The sequence below is a fragment of the Sinorhizobium alkalisoli genome (genome assembly GCF_008932245.1).
GTDB lineage: Bacteria > Pseudomonadota > Alphaproteobacteria > Rhizobiales > Rhizobiaceae > Sinorhizobium > Sinorhizobium alkalisoli.
Genome location: NZ_CP034910.1, coordinates 1,229,702 through 1,253,229 on the forward strand (window position 1 = coordinate 1,229,702; position 23,528 = coordinate 1,253,229).

The following is a 23,528-nucleotide window of genomic DNA, read 5'->3' on the forward strand; positions in this document are numbered from 1 at the left end:
GCTCAATACTCCAGTAGGTCCGTGAGTTTCTGGCGGATGCGCTCGGTCGAGGGCACCGCCCAGTCGAGTAGAACCGGGTTGTGGGGGCTTGGAATGTCCGGCATGGTCAGCCGGGAAACCGGGGCGTCCAGGTCGATGAAGGCTTCGTCCGCAACCGTGGCGGCGATTTCCGCGCCGAAGCCGCCCGTGCCCAGGTCCTCATGGACGATCAGGCAACGGCGGGTGCTCCTGACGGAAGAAAGGACGGCCTCGCTGTCCCAGGGCATCAGCGTCCGGAGATCGATCACGTCGGCTGACAGCCCCTCCGCGGCCTCCTCGCAGCGGGGCACCATGGCACCCCAGGCAATGATTGTGATGTCCTTGCCGCGTCGTGTGAACTTCGCCTTGCCGAACGGCAGTGCGAAGGCGTCGCCCGGATAGGGGCGCCGCGCCCAGGGATGGTCGAGCATGGCACGGTGCTCGAAGAAAATTACCGGATCATTGCCGCGCAATGCGCTGCGCAGGAGCCCGACCGCGTCCTCGGCATTGGACGGGACCGCAACCTTCCAGCCGGGCTGATGCACGAAGGCGACTTCATTCGTCTGGCTGTGCCAGGGGTCTCCGCATTTGAAGTAGCCGCCCGGCATGCGGAGCACGATCGGTGCGGCGAAACGATTGTTCGTCCGCCAGCGCATCGTACCGCAATCATTGATCTGTTCGATGGCAGGCTCCGCATATTTGCGGAACTGGATCTCGGGGACGGGAACGAGGCCGGCAAGCGCCATGCCGACCGCACGGCCGACAATGCCCTCCTCGGAAAGAGATGTGTCGAAAACGCGGGCGTCTCCGTATTTTTCCTGCAGGCCGAGCGTTACGCCATGGACGCCACCCTTGACGCCGATGTCCTCGCCAAACAGCACGACCCGCTCGTTGATCGACATCTCGTGGTCGAGCGTGCGCCGGATCGCCGTCGCCATGTTGATCCGCTGGCCGTCAGTCTTGGGTGTATCGCTCGTCTCGGGCGCCCGGTAGCCGGCACAATGCTGGCCGCCCATGGCTTGCATCGCGCCTTCGAAGAAGACGTTACGGGTGACGGTTTCGGGGTCCGCGATCGGCCGGGACTCGGCCTCGATACGCGCCTGTTCTGCGGCCGCCTTTGCAGTCTCCACGGTCTCGTTCCATTCCACCTCACTGACGACCGCCGGTACGAGGTAATCCTTCAGCCGCGGCAGGGGATCCCGCGCCCACTCGCTTTCGACGAGCGCTTCGCTCTTGTAGGCCTGCGTGTCCTGGAAGCTGTGTCCCTCGAGTCGCGGCACCTTAAGGCGCAAGAGGACAGGCATCCGTTCGTCACGTACCAGGTCCACCGCATCCCGCGTCAGCCGTGCGGCCGCTTCCGGATCGCAGCCGTCACCATCGAGAACGGTCAGGTTCTTCCAGGCGGCGAGATTGGCGGCGATGTTGCCCTTGGGTGTCTGGAAGTCCGAGGGAACCGAGATGCCGAAGCCGTTGTCTTCGATATAGAAGAGCATCGGTAGTCGTTGCGTGGTGGCGACGGTCAGCGCCGACCAGAAGCCATTGGACGCCACCGAGCCATCGCCGCCGAGGACGACGGCGATGGCGCTATCGTAGTCGCGAGCCTTGAGCTGCTTGCTGAAATAGGTGATCGCCTGCGCCCATCCGGCCGTCGGCGTATATTGCGAGCCGACCCCGCCGCACATCGGCAGAGCCGAGGCACCGTGGGGATTTGGGTAGTTGAAGACGACGCCGATGTCGCGGCCGTCGGAATAGCCTCCCGCGCGCGCCATGGCCGAACCGAGCGCATCGGCGGGATCGACGCCCAATGACAGAAGCAGCGGGCGCGAGCGATAATAGCCGCAGGCCGCGTCGTGCCGTTCCGTCAGGTTCAGGCCCAAGAGGATCTGGGCCAGGTCATGGCCGCGGGCGGAGAACTGATAGAGGATCTTCTTTTCCGGGACGAGACGCTTTTCCTCCATCTCGTCAAGTTCGCGAGACAGAAGCATGAGATGGACGACCCGTCTCCAGTCGATGCTCTCATCCGGTGCGTTCCGCCGATCGTGTTTCAGCGCTGGCTGGCCCATCATCTCACTCCTCCAAAAGCCTTGAATGAAAGAATAACCCGTCGCCGGTGCAAATCGGTTTCAATCTTGTGTGTTTTTCGATAGCAATTGATCAATCTATTTCCTTTTCGGGAGGATCGTGAAGAGTATGTTCAATCTTGATGTGGTTGACCGAAAAATTCTCAGGATACTCCAGGAGCAGGCCGATATCAGCCATGCCGCGCTTGCCGAGGCCGTCGGCGCCTCGCCGGCATCCTGCTGGCGGCGCATCAAGGCCCTGGACACGGCAGGCGTGCTCGGCAGGACCGTCCGGCTCGTCAATCCCCAGATGGTCGGGCGAGGCCTGACTGTGTTCTGCCAGGTGCGGATGAAGTCCCACGATGCCGCCGCGCGGCAAAATTTCGAGCGCTTCGTGGAGAGCCACGAAGAGGTGCTGGAATGCTGTTCCATGTCGGGGGACTGGGATTATCTCCTGCGCGTCGTCGTCGCGGATGTCGCCGATTACGAGCGACTGCTGATGCGCGGCATTCTCACGCACGAGGCCGTCGCGCATTCGTCCTCCCATTTTGCGCTGAAGAGCGTGAAATATTCCACCGCCATTCCGGTGTGACGGCATGGATCGGGACCGGGGAGAGGGCGGCCGGATGCAGCAGGACAAGTCGGCGCGGGCCGGTACCGAGCTGGTAGCGGCAATACTGGACGGGACGCCGTTGAGGGCGGCGAGCTTCATTGTCACCATCTATGGCGATGTCGTGGAGCCGCGCGGCGGCGCCATCTGGATCGGCAATATCATCGAAGTCTGCGCCGGCGTCGGCATCAGCGAGACGCTGGTCCGCACTGCCGTCTCCCGTCTCGTCGCCGCCGGGCGGCTCGCCGGAGAGCGGGAGGGGCGGCGCAGCTTCTATCGGCTCACCGAGGCGGCCCGGAGCGAATTCGCCGCCGCCGCGCGGGTGCTGTTCGGTCCGCCGGAAGAAACGGCCTGGCACTTCGTGCAGTTGGTGGGGTCCGCGTCTGAAGAGCGTATGCAGATGCTCGAGCGATCCGGCCATGCGCGGCTCGGTCCGCGGCTTGCCGTCGGGGTCAGGCCGTTCCCTCTCTCGATCATGCCTGCGGTCGTCTTCCGCGCAGACGTGGCCGAAGGCGCGGGTGAACTCGGCGCCTTTGCCGCGGAGTGTTGGGATCTGGAGCCGCACGCGGAGGCCTATAAGAGATTTCTCCAGCGCTTCGACCCGCTCACCGATTTCGTCGAGGCGGGCGGAACCCTGGCGTCTGCCGACTGCCTTACGGCCCGACTCCTGCTCGTGCACCAGTTCCGCCTGGAGGCACTGCGCGATCCGCGTCTGCCGGCCGAGGTTCTTCCGCCCGGCTGGCCGGGGGCAGAGGCGCGACGCCTGTTTGCCCGGCTTTATTGCAGCCTGTCGCCGCAAGCCGACCTGCATGTCGCGCGGAACTTCATTACGGCTACAGGCTCGCTTCCAATGGCCTGCGACGCGACGTCCCGCCGGCTTGCGATGCTGTGCGACAAGGAGGCAGCCCCCGAGGGATCGCGCTGAAGGGCCACAGCCTGGCTGGCGCACAACATGGGAGCGAACCATCAGAACGCCAGCGGATCGTCAACGATGCTGGCGTAGCAGTCGGGAGTGCGCCACCAAACTGCTTCGGGACGTTATTCGCCTTATAGTGACGTTGTGTGCATCGACGCTTGGCGAGCTTCTTCGCCAATACATCACAAAAATATCCGCAAATGCCGTTGATCTGTGACATGTCCTGCGCTATATAACTAACCGGGCGGTCGGTTAATGAAAGATGTCGACGGCCAAATCGGGAGGAGTTGCATGTCCGGAGCCTTCATTTGCGATGCAGTGCGCACACCCGTTGGCCGATATGGCGGAGCGCTATCTTCCGTGCGAGCCGATGACCTGGCCGCCGCACCGTTGACTGCGCTGATGGAGCGCAACCCCCAAGTCCACTGGTCGAAGGTCGATGATGTCATTTACGGCTGCGCCAACCAGGCGGGCGAGGACAATCGCAATGTCGGCCGCATGGCGGTGCTTCTATCCGGCATGCCCGCTTCCGTGCCTGCGACCACAGTCAACCGCCTCTGCGGCTCGGGCATGGACGCCGTCGGCATGGCGGCGAGGGCTATCCGCGCAGGCGATTGCGATCTTGTGATTGCGGGCGGCGTGGAGAGCATGAGCCGCGCGCCCTTCGTGATGCCCAAGGCCGAAAGCGCGTTCTCACGCTCGAACGCGGTCTACGATACGACCATCGGCTGGCGCTTCGTGAACCCGAAGCTGAAGGCAGCCTTCGGTGTTGATTCCATGCCGGAGACGGCGGACAATGTGGCTGAGGATTTTGGCGTTAGTCGCGCCGCTCAGGATGCCTTCGCCGCCCGCAGCCAGGCGCGCTGGGCCGCGGCTGAGCAAGAAGGCCTCTTTAAAGAGGAACTTGTTCCGGTTCTCGTCCCGCAAAAGAAGGGCGACCCTGTCCTGGTCGATCGCGACGAGCATCCGCGCCCGGGCACGACGATCGAACAGCTCGCGAAGCTCAACGGGGTCAACGGCCCCGACCGCACGGTGACGGCGGGCAATGCCTCGGGTGTCAACGATGGCGCCGCGGCGCTGCTGGTTGCCAGCGAGGCGGCGATGAAGGCCCAAGGCTTGATGCCGAAGGCGCGCATCGTCGCCATGGCGGCAGCCGGCGTCGAGCCGCGCATCATGGGCATCGGACCGGCGCCAGCAGCGCGGAAGGTGCTCGAACGCGCCGGCTTGTCGGTCGGTCAGATGGACGTGATAGAGCTCAATGAAGCCTTTGCCTCGCAGGCCATTGCGGTGTTGCGCGACCTCGGCCTAGCTGACGATGCCGCGCATGTGAACCCGAACGGGGGCGCGATCGCCATCGGCCACCCGCTCGGCATGAGCGGTGCGCGGCTGGTGACGACCGCCACCTATCAGCTTCACCGCCAAGGCGGCCGCTATGCGCTGTGCACGATGTGCATCGGTGTCGGCCAGGGCATCGCCATCATTCTCGAGCGCGTCTGACGGAGGAGAAGGACCATGTATGCTCAAATGGTGAAGACGGACGCTGCCCGCGTCAAAAGCCTCGACGAGATGGACCCTCACGAGCGCGCCTTCCAGGAGCGCATCGACGCAGGGCAGAAGATAGAGCCGAAGGAATGGATGTCCGAAGGCTATCGCAAGACGCTCATCCGCCAGATCAGCCAGCACGCCCATTCGGAGATCGTCGGCCAGCTTCCCGAGGGCAACTGGATCACCCGCGCGCCGACGCTCGAGCGCAAGGCGATCCTGCTTGCCAAGGTGCAGGACGAGGCCGGCCACGGCCTCTATCTCTATTGCGCCGCCGAGACCCTCGGGGTGAGCCGCGACGAGATGTACGAGCAGCTCCACTCCGGCAAGGCAAAATATTCCTCCATCTTCAACTATCCGACGCTCACCTGGGCGGATATCGGCGCGATCGGCTGGCTGGTCGACGGCGCGGCGATTATGAACCAGGTGCCGCTGCAGCGTTGTTCCTACGGCCCTTATGCCCGCGCGATGGTCCGGATCTGCAAGGAAGAGAGCTTCCATCAGCGCCAGGGCTTCGACATCCTGATGAAGATGGTGAAGGGCACGCCCGCCCAGAAGGCGATGGTGCAGGACGCGCTGAACCGTTGGTGGTGGCCGTCCTTGATGATGTTCGGCCCCTCGGACGATGCCTCCGTGCACTCGGCCCAGTCGATGGCCTGGAAGATCAAGCAGAACTCCAACGATGAGCTCAGACAGAAGTTCGTCGACCAGACCGTGCCGCAGGCCGAATATCTCGGTCTCACCGTGCCGGATCCTGACCTCAAATGGAACGAGGAAAAGGGTGGCTACGATTTCGGCGAACCGGACTGGGAGGAGTTCTTCAACGTGATCGCCGGCAACGGCCCCTGCAATGCGGAACGCCTCGACGCCCGCAGACAAGCCTGGAATGACGGCGCCTGGTTCCGCGACGGACTGACGGCCCATGCGGAAAAGGCGGCTGGCCGCCGTGCCGCTGCGAAGATCGCCGCCGAATGAGTTTGGGAGAGAGAACCATGTCCAGCGAATGGCCGCTTTGGGAAGTCTTTATCCGGGGTCAGCACGGCCTCAATCATCGCCATGTCGGCAGCCTGCATGCGCCCGACGCCGAGATGGCGATCAACAATGCCCGCGACGTCTATACACGCCGCAACGAGGGGGTCAGTATCTGGGTGGTGAGGTCCGCCGACATCACAGCAAGCGCCCCTTCAGAAAAGGGTCCGCTCTTCGACCCGTCGAACTCCAAGGTCTATCGCCATCCGACCTTCTTCGACATTCCGGATGAAGTGGGGCACATGTGATGGCGACCGCAGCAGTTGACCCCGCGGCCCACCAGGCCGCCCTCTTCGAATTCCTGGCCCGCATCGGCGACAATGCGCTGATCCTCGGCCATCGCGTTTCCGAGTGGTGCGGCCATGCGCCGGCGCTGGAAGAGGACATCGCGCTCGCCAACACTGCGCTCGACCTGATCGGCCAGACGCAACTCTGGCTGGGCCTTGCCGGCGAAGTCGAAGGCAAGGGCCATTCTGCCGATGACCTCGCCTATCTGCGCGACGGCTACGAGTTCCGTAACATCCTGCTGGTCGAGCGCCCGAACGGCGATTTTGGCAAGACGCTGATGCGGCAGTTCCTGTTCGACGCTTGGCACTATCTGCTCTTGAAGGCGCTAAAGGGCTCTTCGGACCAGCGCATCGCCGAAATCGCGGAAAAGGCCTTCAAGGAGGTCTCCTACCATCTTGACCGCAGCCGCGATCTTGTCATTCGCCTCGGTGATGGCACGGCCGAAAGTCACAGCCGCATGCAGGCGTCCCTGGATGAGCTCTGGGCTTTCACGGGCGAGATGTTCATGAGCGACGACCTGGATGCCGAGCTGGCCGAAGCCGGGATCATTCCCGCGCCGCAGGGCCTCAAGCCAGGTTGGGACCAGATCGTCGCGGATACGCTGACCGAGGCTACGCTGAGGAAGCCTGCCGATGGCTACATGCACAAGGGCGGCCGGCGCGGCGTTCATACCGAGCATCTCGGCTTCGTTCTCGCCGAAATGCAGTTCCTCCAGCGCGCCTATCCCGGCGCCACCTGGTAGGAGGCGGTCATGGACCCGGCGCTCCGTCCTTCGATCGATGAGGTGTGGCACTGGTTGGCGCAAGTGCCGGACCCGGAGATCCCGGTCATCTCTGTCACCGACCTTGGGATCGTCAGGGATATTGCCTGGCGAGATGACACGCTTGTGGTGACGATCACGCCGACCTATTCGGGTTGCCCCGCCACCACCGTCATCAACCTCGATATCGAGGCCGCGCTCGCGGAAAAGGGTCTCGACAAGGTGCGGCTGGAGCGTCAGCTCTCGCCCGCCTGGACGACGGACTGGATCAGCGCCGAGGGTCGGGAAAAGCTGCGCGACTACGGCATCGCCCCGCCGGTCGACGGCACGGCCGCCGATGGCGTCTTGATGAAACGCATCGACCGGCTTTCCGGCCGCTCGAACCTGACGATCGCCTGTCCGCGCTGCGGATCGACGAACACCGAAAAGATCAGCCAGTTCGGCTCGACGCCCTGCAAGGCCAGCTATCGCTGCATCGATTGTCTCGAACCGTTCGATTACTTCAAGTGCATCTGACCCATAGGGAGAGGGCCCGCACATGGCACGTTTTCATCCCCTGACCGTGACCGACGTTCGCCGCGAGACGCGCGATGCGGTCGTGGTCACGCTCCGGCCCTCCGACGAGGACCGCGCCGTCTTCGATTTCACCCAGGGGCAATACCTGACCTTCCGCCGGAAATTCGAGGACGAGGAACTGCGCCGTTCCTATTCGATCTGCGCCGGCAAGGACGAGGGTGTGCTGAAGGTCGGGATCAAGCGCGTCGACGGGGGCTGCTTCTCCACCTGGGTCAACGAGAACCTCAAGGTCGGCGACACGCTGGAGGCGATGCCGCCGATGGGCGCGTTCTTCACCGCCCTGGAGCCGGATGTCGCAAAACACTATCTCGGCTTTGCCGGCGGTAGCGGCATCACTCCGGTGCTCTCGATCATCAAGACCGTGTTGTCGCGCGAGCCGCGCTCCCGCTTCACGCTGGTCTACGCCAACCGCCAGATCAGCTCGATCATGTTCCGGGAGGAGCTGGAGGACCTGAAGAACCTCTATCTCGGCCGGCTTTCCGTCCTCCATGTCCTCGAAAGCGAGGCGCAGGACATCGACCTCTTCACCGGCCGCATCGACGGCGAGAAATGCGCGGCCCTCTTCAGGAGCTGGATCGACCCGAAATCTATCGCCACCGCCTTCATCTGCGGCCCGGAGCCAATGATGCTGGCGATCGCTGCGGCATTGCGTGAGCACGGGCTTCGCGATGACCAGATCAAGTTCGAACTTTTCGCCTCCTCTCAGCCTGGCCGAGCGCGGCGCAAGGTGGAGCAGGTCGCCGGCGCCGACCAGAGCGCGACCTGCGAGGCGACCGTCACGCTCGACGGCGCGACGCGCACGTTCAAGTTTCCGAAACAGGGCCAGAGCCTGCTCGATGCCGCGCTCGAAAACGCCATGGACGCGCCATACGCCTGCAAGGCCGGAGTCTGTTCCACCTGCCGCGCCAAGGTACTCGAAGGTGAGGTCGAGATGGAAGCCAACCACGCGCTCGAGGACTATGAGGTGCGCCAGGGCTATGTACTGACCTGTCAGTGCTATCCGCTCACTGACCGCATCATCGTCAGCTACGACCAGTAAACCGCCGTGGGGAGGATAGAATGCCCGATACGATGCCGATCGAGGATTATCTGGCGAAGGGCGGCGTGCTGTCGTCGCCGGCCAACGTGCCGCCGCGCTATCGCGGCGAACTGCTGCGGCTGATGGCAACCTTCATCGACAGCGAGCTTGCTGGTTCCGCCGGCTTTGCCGACACGATCAACGACGCGCCGGGCATACAGGAGCGGATCTCCGCCGCCCGCATCGTGCTGGAAAAGACCGACCACGCAGGCAAGGTGCTGAAGATCATGGAAACGTTCGGCGCCGATGGCGGGCGTTATGCCGTGCATCATCCCTGGGCGGAGCGGCTTGCGCGCGAGGCCGACATCGGCGCGTCGCGCCAAGGCGGCGACATGCGCCTGTCCGTTTTCCATTATCCGCTGGAAGGGTGGGTGGATGCCGTCGTCATGAACGTGCTGATGGGCCGGGCGAGCGTCGTGCAGTTGAAGGAACTGTCGCGCGTTTCGTACCAGCCGCTCGCCGAAGTCTTCCGCGCCATCCTGCCGCGCGAAACGCGCCATACCGAACTCGGCCTCGCCGGTCTCGTCCGTGTCGTCGAGGATAAGGCGGGCCGTGCCAAGGCCAAGGCATCCGTCGTCTACTGGTATCCTCGTGTTGCCGAAAGTTTTGGCCATTCCGGCTCGGCGCGCTTCGAGACACTGTCGCGCTTCGGCCTCAGGCATACGCCCAACGAGACCCTGCTTGCCGAATGGCGGGCAGAGGTCGACCCGCAGCTTTCTGCGCTTGGATTGAACTGAAAGGATAGAGACATGAACGTCATGGCAAAGCCGCCGCGCCGGCTCGAAAGCTATGCCGGCGGCACCTGGGTCGCCGGCGTAAGCGAGGGCGTGCCGCTGCTCGACGCCTCGACGGGCGCGCCGGTCGCCTTCATTGATTCGACCGGCGTCGATTTCAAGGCGATTCTCGCCTATGGCCGCGAAAAGGGCGGCCCGGCGCTCAGGCGCATGTCCTTCCACGAGCGCGCCGTGATGCTGAAAGCGCTCGGCCAGGCGCTGCTCGAAAAGAAGGAAGAGTTCTATGCTCTTTCGAGCGCAACCGGCGCCACCCGTGCCGATAGTTGGGTCGATATCGAGGGCGGTATCGGCACGCTGCTCTCCTATGCCTCGAAAGGCCGGCGGGAGCTACCGAATACGCGCGTGCTTCTCGATGGTGACGTGGAATCTCTCTCTAAGGACGGAACGTTTTCGGCGCAACATGTCCTGAGCCCGCTCCAGGGCGTGGCAGTCCATATCAACGCCTTCAACTTCCCCTGCTGGGGCATGCTCGAAAAGCTGGCGCCGACGTTGCTGGCCGGCGTGCCGGCCATCATCAAACCGGCGAGCCAGACGGCCTATCTCACCGAACTCATGGTTCGCCGCATCATCGACACGGGCATCCTGCCGGAAGGCGCGCTTCAGCTCATCTGCGGCTCGGTCGGCGACCTGCTCGACCATGTCGAGGGCCAGGATGCCGTGACCTTCACGGGCTCCGCCGCGACCGGCCAGCGTCTCAAGACGCATAAGGCGATCATCGGCAATTCCGTGCGGTTCACCATGGAGGCCGACAGCCTCAACGCCGCTGTCCTCGGCCTTGATGCGGCGCCGGGCACGGAGGAATTCGACCTCTTCGTAAAGGAAGTCGCCCGCGAGATGACGGTCAAGGCTGGTCAGAAATGCACGGCCATTCGCCGTGTGATCGCGCCGCGCGCCTATAGCGAAGCGCTCATTGAAAGCCTGCGCGCGCGCCTCGGCGACACGGCCGTTGGCAATCCTGCCGACGAAGCCGTCCGTATGGGACCGCTTGCCAGCCTCGACCAGCGCGAGGAGGTCCGCGCTCGCATCCGAGACCTTGCTACCGGCGCCGAGATCGTCGTCGGCGATCCGGATAACCCGCGCGTGCTGTCTGGCGATGCGTCCGCCGGCGCCTTCCTCAATCCGGTTCTGCTCTATTGCGATAAGCCGGGCTCGGCCCGCGCGGTGCACGACGTCGAAGCCTTCGGCCCAGTCAGCACCGTCATGCCGTATGACACGGCGGAAGAAGCGGTCGATCTCGCCCGGCGTGGCAAGGGCAGCCTCGTCGCCTCCGTCTTCACCAACGATCCGGCTTTCGCCGAGGAGGTCGTGCTCGGCCTCGCACCCTTCCATGGCCGTGTGATGATCGGTAATCGCATCAGCGCCAAGTCGTCCACCGGCCACGGTTCGCCGCTGCCAGGTCTCGTGCACGGTGGTCCCGGGCGGGCAGGCGGCGGCGAGGAACTGGGCGGCATTCGCGGTGTGAAGCATTACATGCAGCGCACCGCCGTGCAGGGCACTCCGACGATGCTTTCGGCCGTCACCGGACGGTGGGTCCCCGGTGCCGAGGTGCGTTCGGGCGGCGAACATCCGTTCCGCAAGTCGCTGGCCGAGCTTCGGATCGGCGACCAGCTTGTAACTGGCACACGTACGGTAACACTGGAGGATATCGAGCACTTCGCCCAGTTCACCGGCGACACCTTCTACGCCCATATGGATGAGGAAGCGGCCAAGGCGAATCCGTTCTTCGACGGGCGCGTGGCACATGGCTATCTCATCGTCTCCTTTGCCGCCGGCCTCTTCGTCGATCCGGCGCCGGGACCGGTCCTCGCCAATTACGGGGTCGACAATCTACGCTTCCTGACGCCCGTCAATCCGGGTGATACGTTGCAGGTGCAACTCACCTGCAAGGAGATCAATCCGCGGGCCAATGCCGAGCACGGGGAGGTGCGATGGGATTGTCGTGTGACCAACCAGACCGCGGCCACGGTCGCGCAATACGATGTCCTGACGATGGTGGCCAAAACGAGAGAGTGATCGCACGACACACCGCACGCTCAGACGCGTCCGATCCGGCGGCGCATTCGTGCGCCGGAATAGATCCGCTCATCCTGGAGAGATTGAAGCTCGGAGATGATGGGAAACGTCAGCGGACGGCCTTGATCCCTTCGAGGATCAGTGTCGTGGCAATGTCCGCATATTCGTCGCGGGTGATCGGTCCGTCTGGCCGAAACCACATATAGACCCAGTTCATCATGCCAAAGAGCGACATGGTGACCGGCATCAGCAACGGCCGTTCCTTGTTGAGGTCCGGATTGATCTCGTACATCACGGCGGAGAAGCGCTTGACGATCCGTCTTTCGATCGCCTGCAGTTCGCCGAGCTGTTCCGGGGAGAGGGCGCTGGTGCCGTTGAGCTGCACCTTGTGCTCGTTGTCCCGTCCCTCGTAATTCTTCAGCACGGCTTTCACCAGCAGGCGTAGTCGCTTGTCAGCCGGGAGGTCGGGCCGGTCGGCGGCTTCGATGGCGGTTTCCAGCGCCGCGAGGTGCGTACGCACGATGTCGAAGATCAGCGCGTCCTTGCTCGGATAGTAGTGATAGAGCAGGGCCTTGGAGACACCACTGTACGAGGCGATCATCGACATGGAGGCCTTCTCCATGCCCATCTCGGCGAAGACCGCCGCCGCACTTGTCAGAATGCCACGCTGTTTTTCCTCGAAATCGACTGCGCGCGTGCGTGCCATGGTTCCTGCTCTATTCATTCCGGATTTTCGACCGCGTCGGGAGGGCGGTCGCCTCCCTGTAGCACAGTCAACCCGGTGCCGGGCTATCCCGGCGTTTCATTCTTTCGGGCGGTTGTCGACCACGCGTTTTGCCTTTCCTTCCGAGCGGGCAACGCCGCCCGGCTGGTGGACAAGAACCTTCGTGGAGACGCCGACCACGCTCTTGATGTGGTGGGCAAGCTCCCTGGCAGATCCCGCGCGAGAATCCTCGTCGGCCGCTTCCAGCGTACATTCGACATGAACCGTCATGTTGTCCATACGGCCAGCGCGCGTGAGTTCGATCTGGAAATGCGGGGCGAGGCCGCGACATTTCAGGATCTGTTCCTCGATCTGCGTCGGGAAGACGTTGACGCCGCGCAGGATCATCATGTCGTCGGAGCGGCCGGTGACCTTTTCCATGCGGCGCATGGAGCGGGCGGTACCGGGCAGAAGTCGCGTCAGGTCGCGCGTGCGGTAGCGGATGATCGGCAGGCCTTCCTTGGTGAGCGTCGTGAAGACCAGCTCGCCGAGCTCGCCGTCCGGCAGCACTTCGCCGGTCTCGGGGTCGATGATTTCCGGGTAGAAATGGTCTTCCCAGATATGCAGGCCATCCTTGGTCTCGACGCATTCGTTGGCGACGCCCGGGCCCATGACCTCCGAAAGGCCGTAGATGTCGACGGCGTGCATGTCGAAGGCATGCTCGATTTCCTCGCGCATGGCATTCGTCCAAGGCTCCGCGCCGAAAATGCCGACGGCGAGCGAGCTTTCGCGCGGATCGATGCCCTGGCGACGGAACTCGTCGAGAATGGAGAGCATGTAGGAGGGCGTCACCATGATGATGCGCGGCTTGAAATCCTGCATCAGCGTGACCTGGCGTTCGGTCATGCCGCCAGAGATCGGCACGACCGTGCAGCCGAGCTTTTCCGCGCCGTAATGTGCGCCGAGGCCGCCGGTGAATAGGCCGTAGCCGTAGGCGATATGAGCGATGTCGCCGGGCCGGCCGCCCGAGGCGCGGATCGAGCGGGCAACGACGGTCGCCCAGGTGTCGATGTCGTTGCGGGTGTAGCCGACGACGGTCGGCTTGCCGGTGGTGCCGGAGGAGGCGTGGATGCGCGCGAGTTTTTCACGCGGTACGGCGAACATGCCGAAGGGATAGGTGTCGCGTAGATCCTTCTTGGTGGTGAAGGGGAATTTCGCGAGGTCGGCGAGCGTCTTCAGGTCGGAGGGGTGCACGCCCGCCTCGTCGAAGCGTTTCCGGTAGAAGGGCGAATTCTCGTAGGCGTGTGCCAGCGACCATTTCATGCGCTCGAACTGGAGCCCGGAAATCTCGTCGCGCGAGGCCGTCTCGATCGCTTCGAGGTCTCCGGGGCGGGGGGAAAGGTCTTCCATGGATGTCTCCTCCGAGAATGCGGGGTAATATCGCCCTCAGCCTTCTTCCGGCAGATGGGTACCCTTGACTGTTCGCGAGTGGCCGCGGAATTCCGCGACATGCTCGCCCTCCTGGTTGGTGATGCGGATATCGTAGATGCCGCCCCGTCCGCGGCGTGACACCTCCCGCGCCGTCGCCGTCAGCCGGTCGCCCCTGAACGCCGGTGCGATAAATGTCACCGAACAGTGTTGGGCGACGGTGCGCTGGTTATAGGTGTTGCAGGCGAAGGCGAAGGCCGAATCCGCGAGCGTGAAGACGTAGCCGCCGTGGCATGTGCCGTGACCGTTCGTCATGCCCTCGGCAATCGTCATGGCGATGGTCGCCTCGCCAGGCGCGACGGAGACGAGTTCCATTCGGAGCTCGCGACTGGCGTTGTCGTCGTCCCACATGACTTTGGCGCAGGCCTCGGCAAGCGCCTGCGGGGAAAGACTGGCGGCGCTCATCGACCCTTGAACTCCGCTTTGCGCTTTTCGAGAAAGGCGGAAACGCCTTCGGCATAGTCGGCGCTGCGGCCGGCCTCGCGTTGCAGGTCGCGCTCGAGATCGAGCTGCTGGTCCAGCGAGTTGGTGGCGGCGGCCTGGATGGCGCGCTTCGTCATACCGAGGCCCTTGGTTGGGCCGGCAGCGAGCCGCTTGGCGAGCGCGTTCGCCTCGTCCATCAGCGTGTCGTCGTCGACGGCGCGCCAGATCAGGCCCCAGTCGGCGGCGGTATCCGCGTCGAGCGGCTCGGCGGTCAGCGCCAACGCTTTGGCGCGCGCTTCGCCAATGAGACGCGGCAGGCTCCAGGTGCCGCCGGAGTCCGGCACGAGGCCGATCTTGGCGAAGGCCTGGATGAAGCGGGCGGTGCGGGCGGCGAGCGTGATGTCGCAGGCGAAGGCGATGTTGGCACCGGCCCCCGCGGCAACGCCGTTGACGGCGCAGATCACCGGCTTTTCCAGGCTCCGGATCAGACGGAGCAGTGGATTGTAGAAGGCATCGATCGTTTGGCCGAGGTCCGGCACGCCCTTGTTCGGGTCGCGGTCGCCGAGGTCCTGGCCGGCGCAAAAGCCGCGGCCGGCGCCGGTCAAGAGCACTGCACGTACGTTTTCGTCAGCATGGGCATGCTCGAAGCCAGCGCGCAGCGCCAGGTGCATCTCTTCATTGAATGCGTTGAGCTTGTCCGGTCGGTTCAGCGTTAGGCTCAAAACGCCGTCGGCAAGCGCCGACAGAACGGTGTCGGAATTGGACATTGTACCTCCCTGTCGCCTTCCCAATCGGCGACCGTAAAAAAACACTTGCATAAACCGACCGGTCAGTCAATTATAAAAGCACTGATTGGGAGGAATGAGAATGAGCGGACTTTTCGAACGCCATCGCCCGACGCTGGATGCGGCCCTGCAAGCGGTCGCCAAGCGCGATTTCTGGTCCCCCTATCCGGAAGTGCCGAGCGGCAAAATCTACGGCGAGACCGCCAAGGAAGACGGCCTTGCCGCCTACAGGGCTCGGCTCGGCCAACCTTTTGTTCTGGCCGATCATCCGGCGGAAGGCGCGGTTGGTGCGGAAGTCTCTCCTTATGGCCCCGCCCTCGGCATCACCTATCCTACGGCCTCCGTCGAGACGCTGATCGCGGCGTCGCGCGCTGCCGCCCGGTCATGGGCTTCGGCTGCGCCGGAGGTACGCGTCGGCGTTTGCCTCGAAATTCTCGCCCGCCTCAACGCCCGCAGCTTCGAAATGGCGAACGCCGTCGTGCATACGACAGGGCAGGCCTTTGCCATGGCCTTCCAGGCCGGCGGCCCGCATGCGCAGGACCGCGGCCTCGAAGCCGTCGCCTTTGCCTATGCCGAAATGACCCGAACGCCCGCTCAGGCGACCTGGACGAAGCCGCAGGGCAAGGGCGAGCCGATCATCATGGAGAAGCACTGGCGCATCGTTCCGCGTGGTGTGTCGATCGCCATCGGCTGCAACACCTTCCCGACCTGGAACAGCTATCCCGGCCTTTTCGCGAGCCTTGCCACCGGCAACACCGTCATCGTCAAGCCGCACCCGGCAGCGATCCTCCCGCTTGCCATCACCGTCGAGATCATCCGGCAGGTTTCGGTGGAAGAGGGCTTTGCGGCCGATATCGTCTTGCTTGCTGCCGATGCGCCCGGTTCGGAAATCACCAAGGACCTTGTGCAGCACCCGGCCGTCGCCATCGTCGATTATACCGGCTCCAACGCATTTGGCACATGGGTACGCGAAAACGCAGGCGCCGCGGGCGTCTACACGGAAGAGGCCGGCGTCAATTCGATCATCATCGGCGCCACCGACAATTTCGCCGGCATGTGCAGCAATATCGCCTTCTCGCTGTCGCTTTATTCCGGCCAGATGTGCACGGCTCCGCAGGATATCTTTGTCCCGCGCGGCGGGATTGAGACGAATGAGGGCCACAAGACTTTCGATGATGTCGCGGCCGGAATTGCCGCGGCCGTCGATGACCTGCTTGCCGATCCGGTCCGCGCGGCCGGCGTCTGCGGCGCCATCGCCAATCCGGCAACGCTGGCCCGTATCGCGACGGCCCGTTCGCTCGGTCGCATCGTTCGCGACTCCGCGCCGGTGGAAGGTCTCGACGATGCGCGCACCGCGACCCCGCTGATCCTTGCCGTCGACGCAGCGGATACGAATGCCTATGCGGAAGAGCGTTTCGGCCCGATCGCCTTTGTCGTTGCGGTTGATGACATCGAGGACGGCGTGAATCGCGCCGCTGAGCTCGCCGAGCGCAAGGGCTCGATCACGGCAGCCCTCTACGCGACAGATGAGGCGCAAGTCCTCACCGCCGCCGACCGGTTCGCTGCGGCCGGCGTCAATCTTTCGGTCAATCTGGCCGGCGGCATCTACGTCAACCAGAGCGCCGCCTTCAGCGATTTCCACGTTACCGGTGCCAACCCGGCGGGCAATGCCAGCCTGACGGATGCGGCCTTCGTCGCCAACCGGTTCCGCGTGGTGATGTGGCGTCGCCCTGCGGCGGCGTGAGGAGAGTTTTCGCTTTAGCCATTGTCTTTGTTGGGAGGAGAAACCGACATGAAATTTGCGTTCACAACGACGGCGCTTGCGCTGGTCCTCGGCCTTGCCGCGCCTGCGCTGGCCGATATCAAGATCGGCGCCACCCTTTCCGAAACCGGCCCCGCCGCCTTCCTCGGCGATCCGGAAGCCAAGACGCTGAAGATGCTGGTCGAGGAGATCAATGCGGCAGGCGGCGTCAACGGCGAAAAGATCGAACTGATCGTCTATGACGACGGTGGCGACCCGAACAAGGCGCGCACCTTCGCCACCCGCCTCGTGGAAGACGACGAAGTGGTGGCCGTGATCGGCGGCACGACGACCGGCACCTCAATGGCTATCATCCCGGTCTTCGAGGATGCGGAAGTGCCCTTCATCTCGCTTGCCGGCGCGATCGAGATCATCGACCCCGTAAAGCCCTATACCTTCAAGACGCCGCACACGGACCGTATGGCCTGCGCGAAAATCTTCGAGGACATGAAGAAGGCCGGTATCACCAAGATCGGCGTGATCTCCGGTTCGGACGGCTTCGGGGCGTCCATGCGCAAACAGTGCCTGGGAATCATCGGCGAATATGGCATCGAGGTACTCGCCGACGAGACCTACGGCCCCACCGACGCCGACATGACGCCACAGCTCACCAACATCAAGGGCAAGGAAGGGATTCAGGCGGTGCTGAACCCCGGCTTCGGTCAGGGGCCGGCGATCGTGACGCGCAACTACGCCCAGCTTGCCGTCGGGCTCCCGCTCTACCAGTCGCACGGCGTTGCCTCGGATGGCTTTATCGAGCTTGCCGGCGCTGAGGCCGCCGAAGGCGTGCGCCTACCGGGCACGGCGCTCCTCGTCGCAGAAATCCTGCCGGAGAACGACCCGCAGCGTGCCGTCGTTACCGCCTACAAGGAGGCTTACGAGAAGGCGACCGGCAAGCCGGTCTCGACCTTCGGCGGCTACGCTCATGATGCGTTGCGCATCCTCGTCGATGCGATCACCCGCGCGGGCAGCGCCGAGCCGTCGGATATCCGCGGTGCGATCGAGGCGACGAAAGGTTTTGTCGGCACCACAGGCATCGTCACCATGACGGCCGAGGATCATCTCGGTCTCGACCTCTCGGCTTTCCGCATGCTTGAGATCGAAAAGGGCGGCTGGAAGATCGTCGAGTAATCGAGCCCTCCGGCCCGCGCCACGAGGGTGCAGGCCGGAGGAAACGTCGTGCCAAGCGGAGGCATCCATGCCTGAACTGCTGCAATTTCTTCTCTCCGGGATCACGGTCGGCGCGGTCTATGCGCTGGTCGCCCTCGGCTTCACGATCATCTACAACGCCTCCGACGTCGTGAACTTCGCCCAGGGCGAATTCGTCATGCTCGGCGGCATGATCACCTTTTTCGCGCACGCCGCCGGCCTGCCGCTGCCGCTCGCCGCGCTCATCGCCATCATTGCGACGGCCGCGATCGGAGTCGCGCTCAACAAGCTGGCGATCGAGCCCGCCCGCGGCGCGCCCGTCGTCTCGCTGATCATCATCACCATCGGCGCGTCCATCTTCATTCGCGGCGCGACGCAGCTCGTTTTCGACAAGCAGCTCCACCGCTTCCCGGCCTTTTCCGGCGACCAGCCGATCCTGATCGGCGGCGCGACCATCCTGCCGCAGAGCCTCTGGGTGATTGCCGGCGCGCTCGCCATCTTCTTCTGTCTTCGGCTGTTCTTCACGCGCACGCTGATCGGCCGCGCGGTGCTGGCGACGGCGAACAACCGCATCGCCGCCCAGCTCGTCGGCATCAACACCAACTATGTGATGACGCTCTCCTTCGCGATGTCCGCCGCCATCGGCGCGCTCGCCGGCGTGCTGGTGACGCCGATCACGCTGACCGGCTACGACGTCGGCCTCGCCCTGGCGCTGAAAGGTTTCGCCGCCGCCATGCTCGGCGGTATGGGTAATCCCAAGGGAGCGCTCGTCGGAGGCCTGCTGCTCGGCGTTCTGGAAGCGATGACGGCCGGTTACATCAGCTCGCAATATAAGGATGCAGCCGCCTTTGTCGTCATCCTTGCGGTGCTCTTCGCCATGCCGCAGGGCCTTTTTGGCCGCAAGTCGACGGATCGGGTGTGATCATGCGGTTCTCCAGCAAGGCAACAACGCTTCTCATCCTCGTCGCGGTCATCGCCATCGCGCCGTTCTTCTTTCCGTCCTCCTATTATTTCCGTGTCGGTTCGCTGATCTTCGTCAACGGCCTTGCGGTGACGGGCCTTGTCGTCCTCATCGGCTATGCCGGCCAGATCAGCCTGGGACATGCGGGTTTCGCCGGCATTGGAGCCTATGCCTGCGCGCTGGCCCCAGTTCATCTCGGCCTGCATCCGGCGCTCGCCGCCGTGTTAGGCGCGGCTCTCTCCGCCACAATCGCCTTCCTTGTCGGCCGACCAATCCTGCGGCTCAAGGGCTACTATCTCGCCGTCGCCAGCCTAGGATTCGGTATCCTCGTCTCCATGGTGCTGTCCAACGAGGCGCAACTGACCGGCGGGCCTGACGGTATGGCGGTGCCGGACCTCGGCCTTCGCGCCCTCCTGAAGGCCGTGGGCATCGATCTCTCCAATACGGAGTTCTGGTACGCCTTCTCTGCTGTCGTGCTGGTGCTCGGCGCGTGGCTGGCGCTCAATCTCTATCACAGTCCGACCGGCCGGGCGCTGCGCGCTCTGCACGGTTCGGAGATCGCGGCCCGCACCGTCGGCGTCGATGTCGCGCATTACAAGCTCGTCGCCTTCGTGCTTTCGGCCGTCTATGCTTCGGTGTCCGGCTCGCTGCTGGCGCTGCAGAACAAGTTCATCACGCCGGATGTCGCAGGCTTCATGCATTCGATCGAGATGGTCACGATGACGGTGCTCGGCGGGGCGGGGTCGGTGCTCGGGGCCATCCTCGGTGCGGTGATCCTGACGACGCTGCCGCAGGTGCTGACGATCTTCCAGGAGTATGAACAGCTCATGCTCGGCCTCGTCATGATGCTCGTCATGATCTTCATGCGCCAGGGCCTTTTGCCCTCTATCGCGCGCAGCGTCCGGGGGAGGGGAGAATGAGCCTGCTTCAGATCGAAGGTTTGGGAATCGACTTCGGCGGCCTTCGCGCCGTCAATGATGTCGGCTTTTCGTTGAAACCCGGCGAGATCGTCTCCGTCATCGGCCCGAACGGAGCCGGCAAGACGACGCTTTTCAACATGATCTCCGGCGTCTACGCCCCGGGGCGCGGCCGGGTCGTTCTGGAGGGCGAGGACGTCACCCGCATGCCGCCGCATCTGCTCGCTCGCCGCGGCCTGTCGCGCACGTTCCAGAATTTGCAGATCTTTCAGTCGATGAGCGTTCTGGAAAACGCCATTGCCGGCCATCACCTGCATGAGCGCGGCTCGGTCTTCGCCGATCTCTTCTCGCTTCCCGCCTCGCGTCGCCGCAGCAAGGCGTCGGAGGAAAGCGCCCGCGTGCTGCTCGCGCGCGTCGGCCTCGGCCGCGCCGCCGAGCAGGAGGCCGGCTCGCTCTCCTATGGCGCGCTCAAGCGGCTGGAGATCGCACGCGCGCTGGCGCTGAAACCGCGCGTCCTGCTGCTCGACGAACCTGCCGCCGGCTGCAACGCCGTCGAGACGGAGGAGATCGATCATCTGATCGCCAAGGTAGCGGCTGAGGGCGTGTCGATCCTGTTGGTAGAACACGACATGAAAATGGTCATGCGCATTTCCAACCATATCGTGGTGCTCGATCACGGCGAGAAGATTGCCGAGGGCGAACCGGCGGCGATCGCCCGCAATCCGCGTGTCATTGAGGCCTATCTGGGTGCCCAGGCGACGGAGGTCCAAAATGCTGACGGTTGAGGGACTGCGCTCGCGCTACGGTCGCATCGAGGTATTGCACGGCATCGACCTCGATGTCGCCTCCGGCGAAATAGTCACGGTGATCGGCGCGAACGGCGCAGGCAAGACGACGCTGCTCAAGTGCCTGTCCGGCATCCAGCCGGTTTCGGCGGGCTCCATTGTCTTCCGCGGCGAGGCGATGACCACAGTGCCGGCGCATCGCCGCGTGCAGCGGGGCCTCGCTCAGTCGCCCGAGGGACGGCAGATTTTCACGAACCTGACGGTGGAGGAAAATCTCCGTCTCGGCGCGTATCTCTTCGCCGATGACAAGGTGGACCGCGATATGCAGGACGCCTTTGCCATGTTCCCCATTCTAAAGGAGAAGCGCAACCTTGCGGCCGGCGGCCTTTCGGGCGGCCAACAGCAGATGCTGGCGATTGCCCGCGCACTGATGGCGCGCCCCTCCTGCCTGTTGCTCGACGAGCCGAGCATGGGCCTCGCCCCTATCCTCGTCGCTCAGATCTTCGACGTGGTGAGAAGCATGAAGGCGCTCGGCGTCACTGTGCTTCTCGTGGAGCAGAACGCCTTTGGCGCGCTCTCGGTCGCCGACCGGGGCTATGTCATGGAGACGGGGCGCATCACCATGTCCGGCCCCGCCGCCGGATTGATTGCGGATGAGCGCATCCGCGCCGCTTACCTGGGAATATGAGACCATGACCATCACTATCGTCCGCGAAGACGCCATCGCCGTCGTCACCGTCGAAAATCCGCCCGTCAATGCCCTGTCCCAGGCGCTGCGACAGGCGCTCGTCGATGCCGTGGCGGAACTGGATGCGGATGCCGCGGTGAAGGCCGTCGTGCTGATCTGCGCCGGCCGCACCTTCATCGCCGGCGCTGATGTCAGCGAATTCGGCAAGCCGCCGCAACCGCCGCATCTGCCTGACGTGGTGGCCAGCATCGAGTCCGCAAAAAAGCCATGGGTCGCGGCGATCCATGGCAGCGCTCTCGGAGGCGGACTGGAAGTGGCGCTAGGCTGCGCCTGGCGCGTGGCGGTTCCCTCCGCCAGCCTCGGCCTGCCGGAGGTCAAGCTTGGCATCATCCCCGGCGCCGGCGGCACCGTTCGCCTGCCGCGGCTGATCGGCCCCGCCGCCGCCGTCGATCTGGTGACGAGCGGCAGCCCGGTCGGCGCCAAGAAGGCGCGGGAGCTCGGCCTCGTCGATGCGGTGCTTGAGGGCGACCTTCCCACTGGTGCGATTGCCTTCGCAACCGAAGTCGCTGAAAAATCCTCGCCGCCGCCCATCTCCGACCGCGTCGTGCCGGCGGTCGAAGCCGGTTTCTGGGAAAACGCGGAAAAGGCAGTCGCCGCCAAGGCAAAGCGCGAAGTAGCGCCACTCCAGGCCCTCGCCGCCCTGCGCAAGGCGAGCGAGACGGATTTCGCCAGCGCCATGGAATTCGAGCGCGAGACCTTTCTCGAACTGCGCGGCTCGGCGCAGGCGGCAGCGCTGCGCCATGTCTTCTTCGCCGAGCGCGCCGCGCCGCGCCCGCCGGAGCTTGCTGGGATCACGCCGCGTGACATTCGTTCGGCCGCCGTCATCGGCGGAGGGACGATGGGCGCCGGTATCGCCGCGGCGCTCCGCGATGCCGGCCTCCCGGTCGTGCTGATCGAGCGCGATAAGGTGGCGGTCGAGCGCGGGCTTGCCAATGTGCGGGCCATCTACGAGGGCTCCGTGAAGCGCGGCCGTATCACGCAGTCCGTTGCAGATGAACGGATGGACGGCATCATCGGCGGCGATGACTACGGCCTGCTCGGCGACACGGATCTCGTCATCGAAGCCGTCTTCGAGGATCTTGCCGTCAAGCGCGCCGTCTTCGAGAAGCTCTCTTTGGTCTGCCGGGCGGATGCGGTGGTGGCCACTAACACCTCCTATCTCGATCCGGGCGCAATCAGCGAGGGCGTGAGTCATCCGGAACGCTTCCTCGGGCTGCATTTCTTTAGCCCGGCCCATATCATGAAGCTGCTGGAGATCGTGCCGACGAAAAGGACAGCGCCGGAGGTACTCGCGACCGGTTTTGCGCTCGCGCGCCTGCTCGGAAAAGTCCCCGTCCGGGCCGGCATCTGCGATGGTTTCATCGGCAACCGCATCTTGAAGGTAACGCGTGCTCAGGCCGAGCGGCTACTGCTTTCCGGCGCGACTCCCTCGACCGTCGATGGCGCCATGCGCGCCTTCGGCCTGCCGATGGGGCCGTTCGAGGCGCAGGACCTCGGCGGTCTCGACATCGCCGCCTTCCAGCGCAAGGCCGCGCGCGAGCGCGGTGAGGCGCCCTTTGCGCCTGTGGCCGACCGGCTTTGCGCGCTCGGACGCTTAGGCCAGAAGAGCGGCGGCGGCTGGTATGATTACCAGCCCGGCGACCGTGCGCCAAAGCCATCTGAAAGCGTGGCGGCGATCATCGCCGAAGAGGCCGCCGGCCGACCGCAGCGGGTCTGGGACGACGCGGCGATTGCGGATGCGATCCTCCTGCCAATGGTCAACGAGGCGACGCGCATTCTGGAGGAGCGTGTGGCGCTGCGCGCTGCCGACATCGATCTCGTGAAGATCCACGGTTATGGGTTTCCGCGCTGGCGGGGCGGACCGATGCATTATGCGGAGGCCCGCGGCCTCGACAAGGTCGTCGACGCGCTGCGGGCACTGTCGAGCGAGGGGCTGGCCGACCCGCCCTGCGAAGCCCTGCGCCGCGCGGCGCAAGCGGGCCGCTTCTCAGCGCTCGCCGAGTAGAACCCGATAGGCAAGCGCCGCGGACTGTGGTGAGATAGATTGGAGAAAGAGGCATTCTGCTGGAGCCGGGGAGGGCGCG

At 64.4% G+C, this 23,528-nt stretch carries 22 protein-coding genes; 17 read left to right on the top strand and 5 right to left on the bottom strand.

Going from position 1 to position 23,528, the window contains the following annotated elements; all coding sequences use genetic code 11:
• Positions 1-2 precede the first annotated feature (2 nt).
• Positions 3-2,081 carry an alpha-ketoacid dehydrogenase subunit alpha/beta gene (locus EKH55_RS23545; protein WP_151613925.1) on the bottom strand — a complete coding sequence of 693 codons (2,079 nt, stop codon included), beginning with the start codon at positions 2,079-2,081 and terminating at the stop codon, positions 3-5.
• A 118-nt stretch (positions 2,082-2,199) separates the two neighbouring features.
• Here EKH55_RS23545 and EKH55_RS23550 point away from each other — a divergent pair, with 118 nt between their 5' ends.
• The 10 genes from EKH55_RS23550 to paaZ all read left to right on the top strand — a co-directional run bounded on the left by EKH55_RS23550 (position 2,200) and on the right by paaZ (position 11,684).
• Entirely contained in the window at positions 2,200-2,670 is a 471-nt protein-coding gene (locus EKH55_RS23550) for an Lrp/AsnC family transcriptional regulator (RefSeq protein ID WP_069460047.1), read from the top strand.
• A gap of 4 nt (positions 2,671-2,674) precedes the next feature.
• Positions 2,675-3,613, top strand: a complete 939-nt coding sequence (gene paaX / locus EKH55_RS23555; protein WP_427915850.1) for a phenylacetic acid degradation operon negative regulatory protein PaaX — start codon at positions 2,675-2,677, stop codon at positions 3,611-3,613.
• Between the two features lie 282 nt (positions 3,614-3,895).
• Entirely contained in the window at positions 3,896-5,101 is a 1,206-nt protein-coding gene (gene pcaF / locus EKH55_RS23560) for a 3-oxoadipyl-CoA thiolase (RefSeq protein ID WP_151613372.1), read from the top strand.
• A gap of 15 nt (positions 5,102-5,116) precedes the next feature.
• Positions 5,117-6,121, top strand: coding sequence for a 1,2-phenylacetyl-CoA epoxidase subunit PaaA (gene paaA, locus EKH55_RS23565; protein ID WP_151613373.1), 1,005 nt, complete (start codon positions 5,117-5,119; stop codon positions 6,119-6,121).
• Between the two features lie 17 nt (positions 6,122-6,138).
• On the top strand, positions 6,139-6,423 hold the full coding sequence (gene paaB / locus EKH55_RS23570; RefSeq protein WP_069460051.1) for a 1,2-phenylacetyl-CoA epoxidase subunit PaaB: 285 nt from the start codon (positions 6,139-6,141) through the stop codon (positions 6,421-6,423).
• Positions 6,423-7,205: a 1,2-phenylacetyl-CoA epoxidase subunit PaaC gene (gene paaC, locus EKH55_RS23575; protein WP_151613374.1), complete on the top strand. Its 783-nt coding sequence runs from the start codon at positions 6,423-6,425 to the stop codon at positions 7,203-7,205. The genes paaB and paaC overlap by 1 nt, the downstream gene beginning before the upstream one ends.
• Before the next feature lie 9 nt (positions 7,206-7,214).
• A complete protein-coding gene (gene paaD / locus EKH55_RS23580) occupies positions 7,215-7,739 on the top strand; it encodes a 1,2-phenylacetyl-CoA epoxidase subunit PaaD (protein ID WP_069460053.1) in 525 nt (174 codons plus the stop codon).
• Positions 7,740-7,761: 22 nt separating this feature from the next.
• Positions 7,762-8,838, top strand: a complete 1,077-nt coding sequence (gene paaE / locus EKH55_RS23585) for a 1,2-phenylacetyl-CoA epoxidase subunit PaaE (RefSeq protein ID WP_151613375.1) — start codon at positions 7,762-7,764, stop codon at positions 8,836-8,838.
• Positions 8,839-8,858: 20 nt separating this feature from the next.
• Positions 8,859-9,614 carry a Phenylacetic acid catabolic protein gene (locus tag EKH55_RS23590; RefSeq protein WP_069460055.1) on the top strand — a complete coding sequence of 252 codons (756 nt, stop codon included), beginning with the start codon at positions 8,859-8,861 and terminating at the stop codon, positions 9,612-9,614.
• Between the two features lie 12 nt (positions 9,615-9,626).
• Entirely contained in the window at positions 9,627-11,684 is a 2,058-nt protein-coding gene (gene paaZ, locus EKH55_RS23595; protein ID WP_151613376.1) for a phenylacetic acid degradation bifunctional protein PaaZ, read from the top strand.
• 109 nt (positions 11,685-11,793) lie between these two features.
• Here paaZ and EKH55_RS23600 read toward each other — a convergent pair whose 3' ends face one another.
• The 4 genes from EKH55_RS23600 to paaG form a co-directional block, all read right to left on the bottom strand.
• On the bottom strand, positions 11,794-12,390 hold the full coding sequence (locus EKH55_RS23600) for a TetR/AcrR family transcriptional regulator (protein WP_151613377.1): 597 nt from the start codon (positions 12,388-12,390) through the stop codon (positions 11,794-11,796).
• A 96-nt stretch (positions 12,391-12,486) separates the two neighbouring features.
• Positions 12,487-13,797 carry a phenylacetate--CoA ligase PaaK gene (gene paaK / locus EKH55_RS23605; RefSeq protein ID WP_151613378.1) on the bottom strand — a complete coding sequence of 437 codons (1,311 nt, stop codon included), beginning with the start codon at positions 13,795-13,797 and terminating at the stop codon, positions 12,487-12,489.
• Between the two features lie 36 nt (positions 13,798-13,833).
• Positions 13,834-14,280 carry a hydroxyphenylacetyl-CoA thioesterase PaaI gene (gene paaI / locus EKH55_RS23610; protein ID WP_151613379.1) on the bottom strand — a complete coding sequence of 149 codons (447 nt, stop codon included), beginning with the start codon at positions 14,278-14,280 and terminating at the stop codon, positions 13,834-13,836.
• Positions 14,277-15,065 carry a 2-(1,2-epoxy-1,2-dihydrophenyl)acetyl-CoA isomerase PaaG gene (gene paaG / locus EKH55_RS23615; protein ID WP_151613380.1) on the bottom strand — a complete coding sequence of 263 codons (789 nt, stop codon included), beginning with the start codon at positions 15,063-15,065 and terminating at the stop codon, positions 14,277-14,279. Before paaG ends, paaI begins: the two co-directional genes overlap by 4 nt.
• Positions 15,066-15,165: 100 nt before the next feature.
• On the opposite strand from paaG, the gene paaN reads away from it, so the two are divergent.
• The 7 genes from paaN (at position 15,166) to EKH55_RS23650 (ending at position 23,449) form a co-directional block, all read left to right on the top strand.
• Positions 15,166-16,827, top strand: a complete 1,662-nt coding sequence (gene paaN, locus EKH55_RS23620) for a phenylacetic acid degradation protein PaaN (protein WP_151613381.1) — start codon at positions 15,166-15,168, stop codon at positions 16,825-16,827.
• 48 nt (positions 16,828-16,875) lie between these two features.
• Entirely contained in the window at positions 16,876-18,015 is a 1,140-nt protein-coding gene (locus tag EKH55_RS23625; RefSeq protein WP_151613382.1) for an ABC transporter substrate-binding protein, read from the top strand.
• Between the two features lie 67 nt (positions 18,016-18,082).
• Complete coding sequence (locus EKH55_RS23630) at positions 18,083-18,955, top strand: branched-chain amino acid ABC transporter permease (protein ID WP_151613383.1); 873 nt, start codon at positions 18,083-18,085, stop codon at positions 18,953-18,955.
• Positions 18,956-18,957: 2 nt separating this feature from the next.
• Positions 18,958-19,914: a branched-chain amino acid ABC transporter permease gene (locus EKH55_RS23635; protein WP_106407905.1), complete on the top strand. Its 957-nt coding sequence runs from the start codon at positions 18,958-18,960 to the stop codon at positions 19,912-19,914.
• Positions 19,911-20,696, top strand: a complete 786-nt coding sequence (locus EKH55_RS23640; RefSeq protein ID WP_151613384.1) for an ABC transporter ATP-binding protein — start codon at positions 19,911-19,913, stop codon at positions 20,694-20,696. The genes EKH55_RS23635 and EKH55_RS23640 overlap by 4 nt, the downstream gene beginning before the upstream one ends.
• Positions 20,683-21,384, top strand: coding sequence for an ABC transporter ATP-binding protein (locus EKH55_RS23645; RefSeq protein ID WP_151613385.1), 702 nt, complete (start codon positions 20,683-20,685; stop codon positions 21,382-21,384). The genes EKH55_RS23640 and EKH55_RS23645 overlap by 14 nt, the downstream gene beginning before the upstream one ends.
• Positions 21,385-21,388: 4 nt before the next feature.
• Positions 21,389-23,449, top strand: a complete 2,061-nt coding sequence (locus EKH55_RS23650) for a 3-hydroxyacyl-CoA dehydrogenase NAD-binding domain-containing protein (protein ID WP_151613386.1) — start codon at positions 21,389-21,391, stop codon at positions 23,447-23,449.
• Positions 23,450-23,528 lie beyond the last annotated feature (79 nt).

Bases quoted from the DNA above. Each gene is read 5' to 3' on its own strand.
- EKH55_RS23545 (WP_151613925.1), bottom strand. From the start codon at position 2,081: ATGGGCCAGCCAGCGCTGAAACACGATCGGCGGAACGCACCGGATGAG.
- paaX (WP_427915850.1), top strand. From the start codon at position 2,675: ATGGATCGGGACCGGGGAGAGGGCGGCCGGATGCAGCAGGACAAGTCG.
- pcaF (WP_151613372.1), top strand. From the start codon at position 3,896: ATGTCCGGAGCCTTCATTTGCGATGCAGTGCGCACACCCGTTGGCCGA.
- paaA (WP_151613373.1), top strand. From the start codon at position 5,117: ATGTATGCTCAAATGGTGAAGACGGACGCTGCCCGCGTCAAAAGCCTC.
- paaB (WP_069460051.1), top strand. From the start codon at position 6,139: ATGTCCAGCGAATGGCCGCTTTGGGAAGTCTTTATCCGGGGTCAGCAC.
- paaC (WP_151613374.1), top strand. From the start codon at position 6,423: ATGGCGACCGCAGCAGTTGACCCCGCGGCCCACCAGGCCGCCCTCTTC.
- paaD (WP_069460053.1), top strand. From the start codon at position 7,215: ATGGACCCGGCGCTCCGTCCTTCGATCGATGAGGTGTGGCACTGGTTG.
- paaE (WP_151613375.1), top strand. From the start codon at position 7,762: ATGGCACGTTTTCATCCCCTGACCGTGACCGACGTTCGCCGCGAGACG.
- EKH55_RS23590 (WP_069460055.1), top strand. From the start codon at position 8,859: ATGCCCGATACGATGCCGATCGAGGATTATCTGGCGAAGGGCGGCGTG.
- paaZ (WP_151613376.1), top strand. From the start codon at position 9,627: ATGAACGTCATGGCAAAGCCGCCGCGCCGGCTCGAAAGCTATGCCGGC.
- EKH55_RS23600 (WP_151613377.1), bottom strand. From the start codon at position 12,390: ATGGCACGCACGCGCGCAGTCGATTTCGAGGAAAAACAGCGTGGCATT.
- paaK (WP_151613378.1), bottom strand. From the start codon at position 13,797: ATGGAAGACCTTTCCCCCCGCCCCGGAGACCTCGAAGCGATCGAGACG.
- paaI (WP_151613379.1), bottom strand. From the start codon at position 14,280: ATGAGCGCCGCCAGTCTTTCCCCGCAGGCGCTTGCCGAGGCCTGCGCC.
- paaG (WP_151613380.1), bottom strand. From the start codon at position 15,065: ATGTCCAATTCCGACACCGTTCTGTCGGCGCTTGCCGACGGCGTTTTG.
- paaN (WP_151613381.1), top strand. From the start codon at position 15,166: ATGAGCGGACTTTTCGAACGCCATCGCCCGACGCTGGATGCGGCCCTG.
- EKH55_RS23625 (WP_151613382.1), top strand. From the start codon at position 16,876: ATGAAATTTGCGTTCACAACGACGGCGCTTGCGCTGGTCCTCGGCCTT.
- EKH55_RS23630 (WP_151613383.1), top strand. From the start codon at position 18,083: ATGCCTGAACTGCTGCAATTTCTTCTCTCCGGGATCACGGTCGGCGCG.
- EKH55_RS23635 (WP_106407905.1), top strand. From the start codon at position 18,958: ATGCGGTTCTCCAGCAAGGCAACAACGCTTCTCATCCTCGTCGCGGTC.
- EKH55_RS23640 (WP_151613384.1), top strand. From the start codon at position 19,911: ATGAGCCTGCTTCAGATCGAAGGTTTGGGAATCGACTTCGGCGGCCTT.
- EKH55_RS23645 (WP_151613385.1), top strand. From the start codon at position 20,683: ATGCTGACGGTTGAGGGACTGCGCTCGCGCTACGGTCGCATCGAGGTA.
- EKH55_RS23650 (WP_151613386.1), top strand. From the start codon at position 21,389: ATGACCATCACTATCGTCCGCGAAGACGCCATCGCCGTCGTCACCGTC.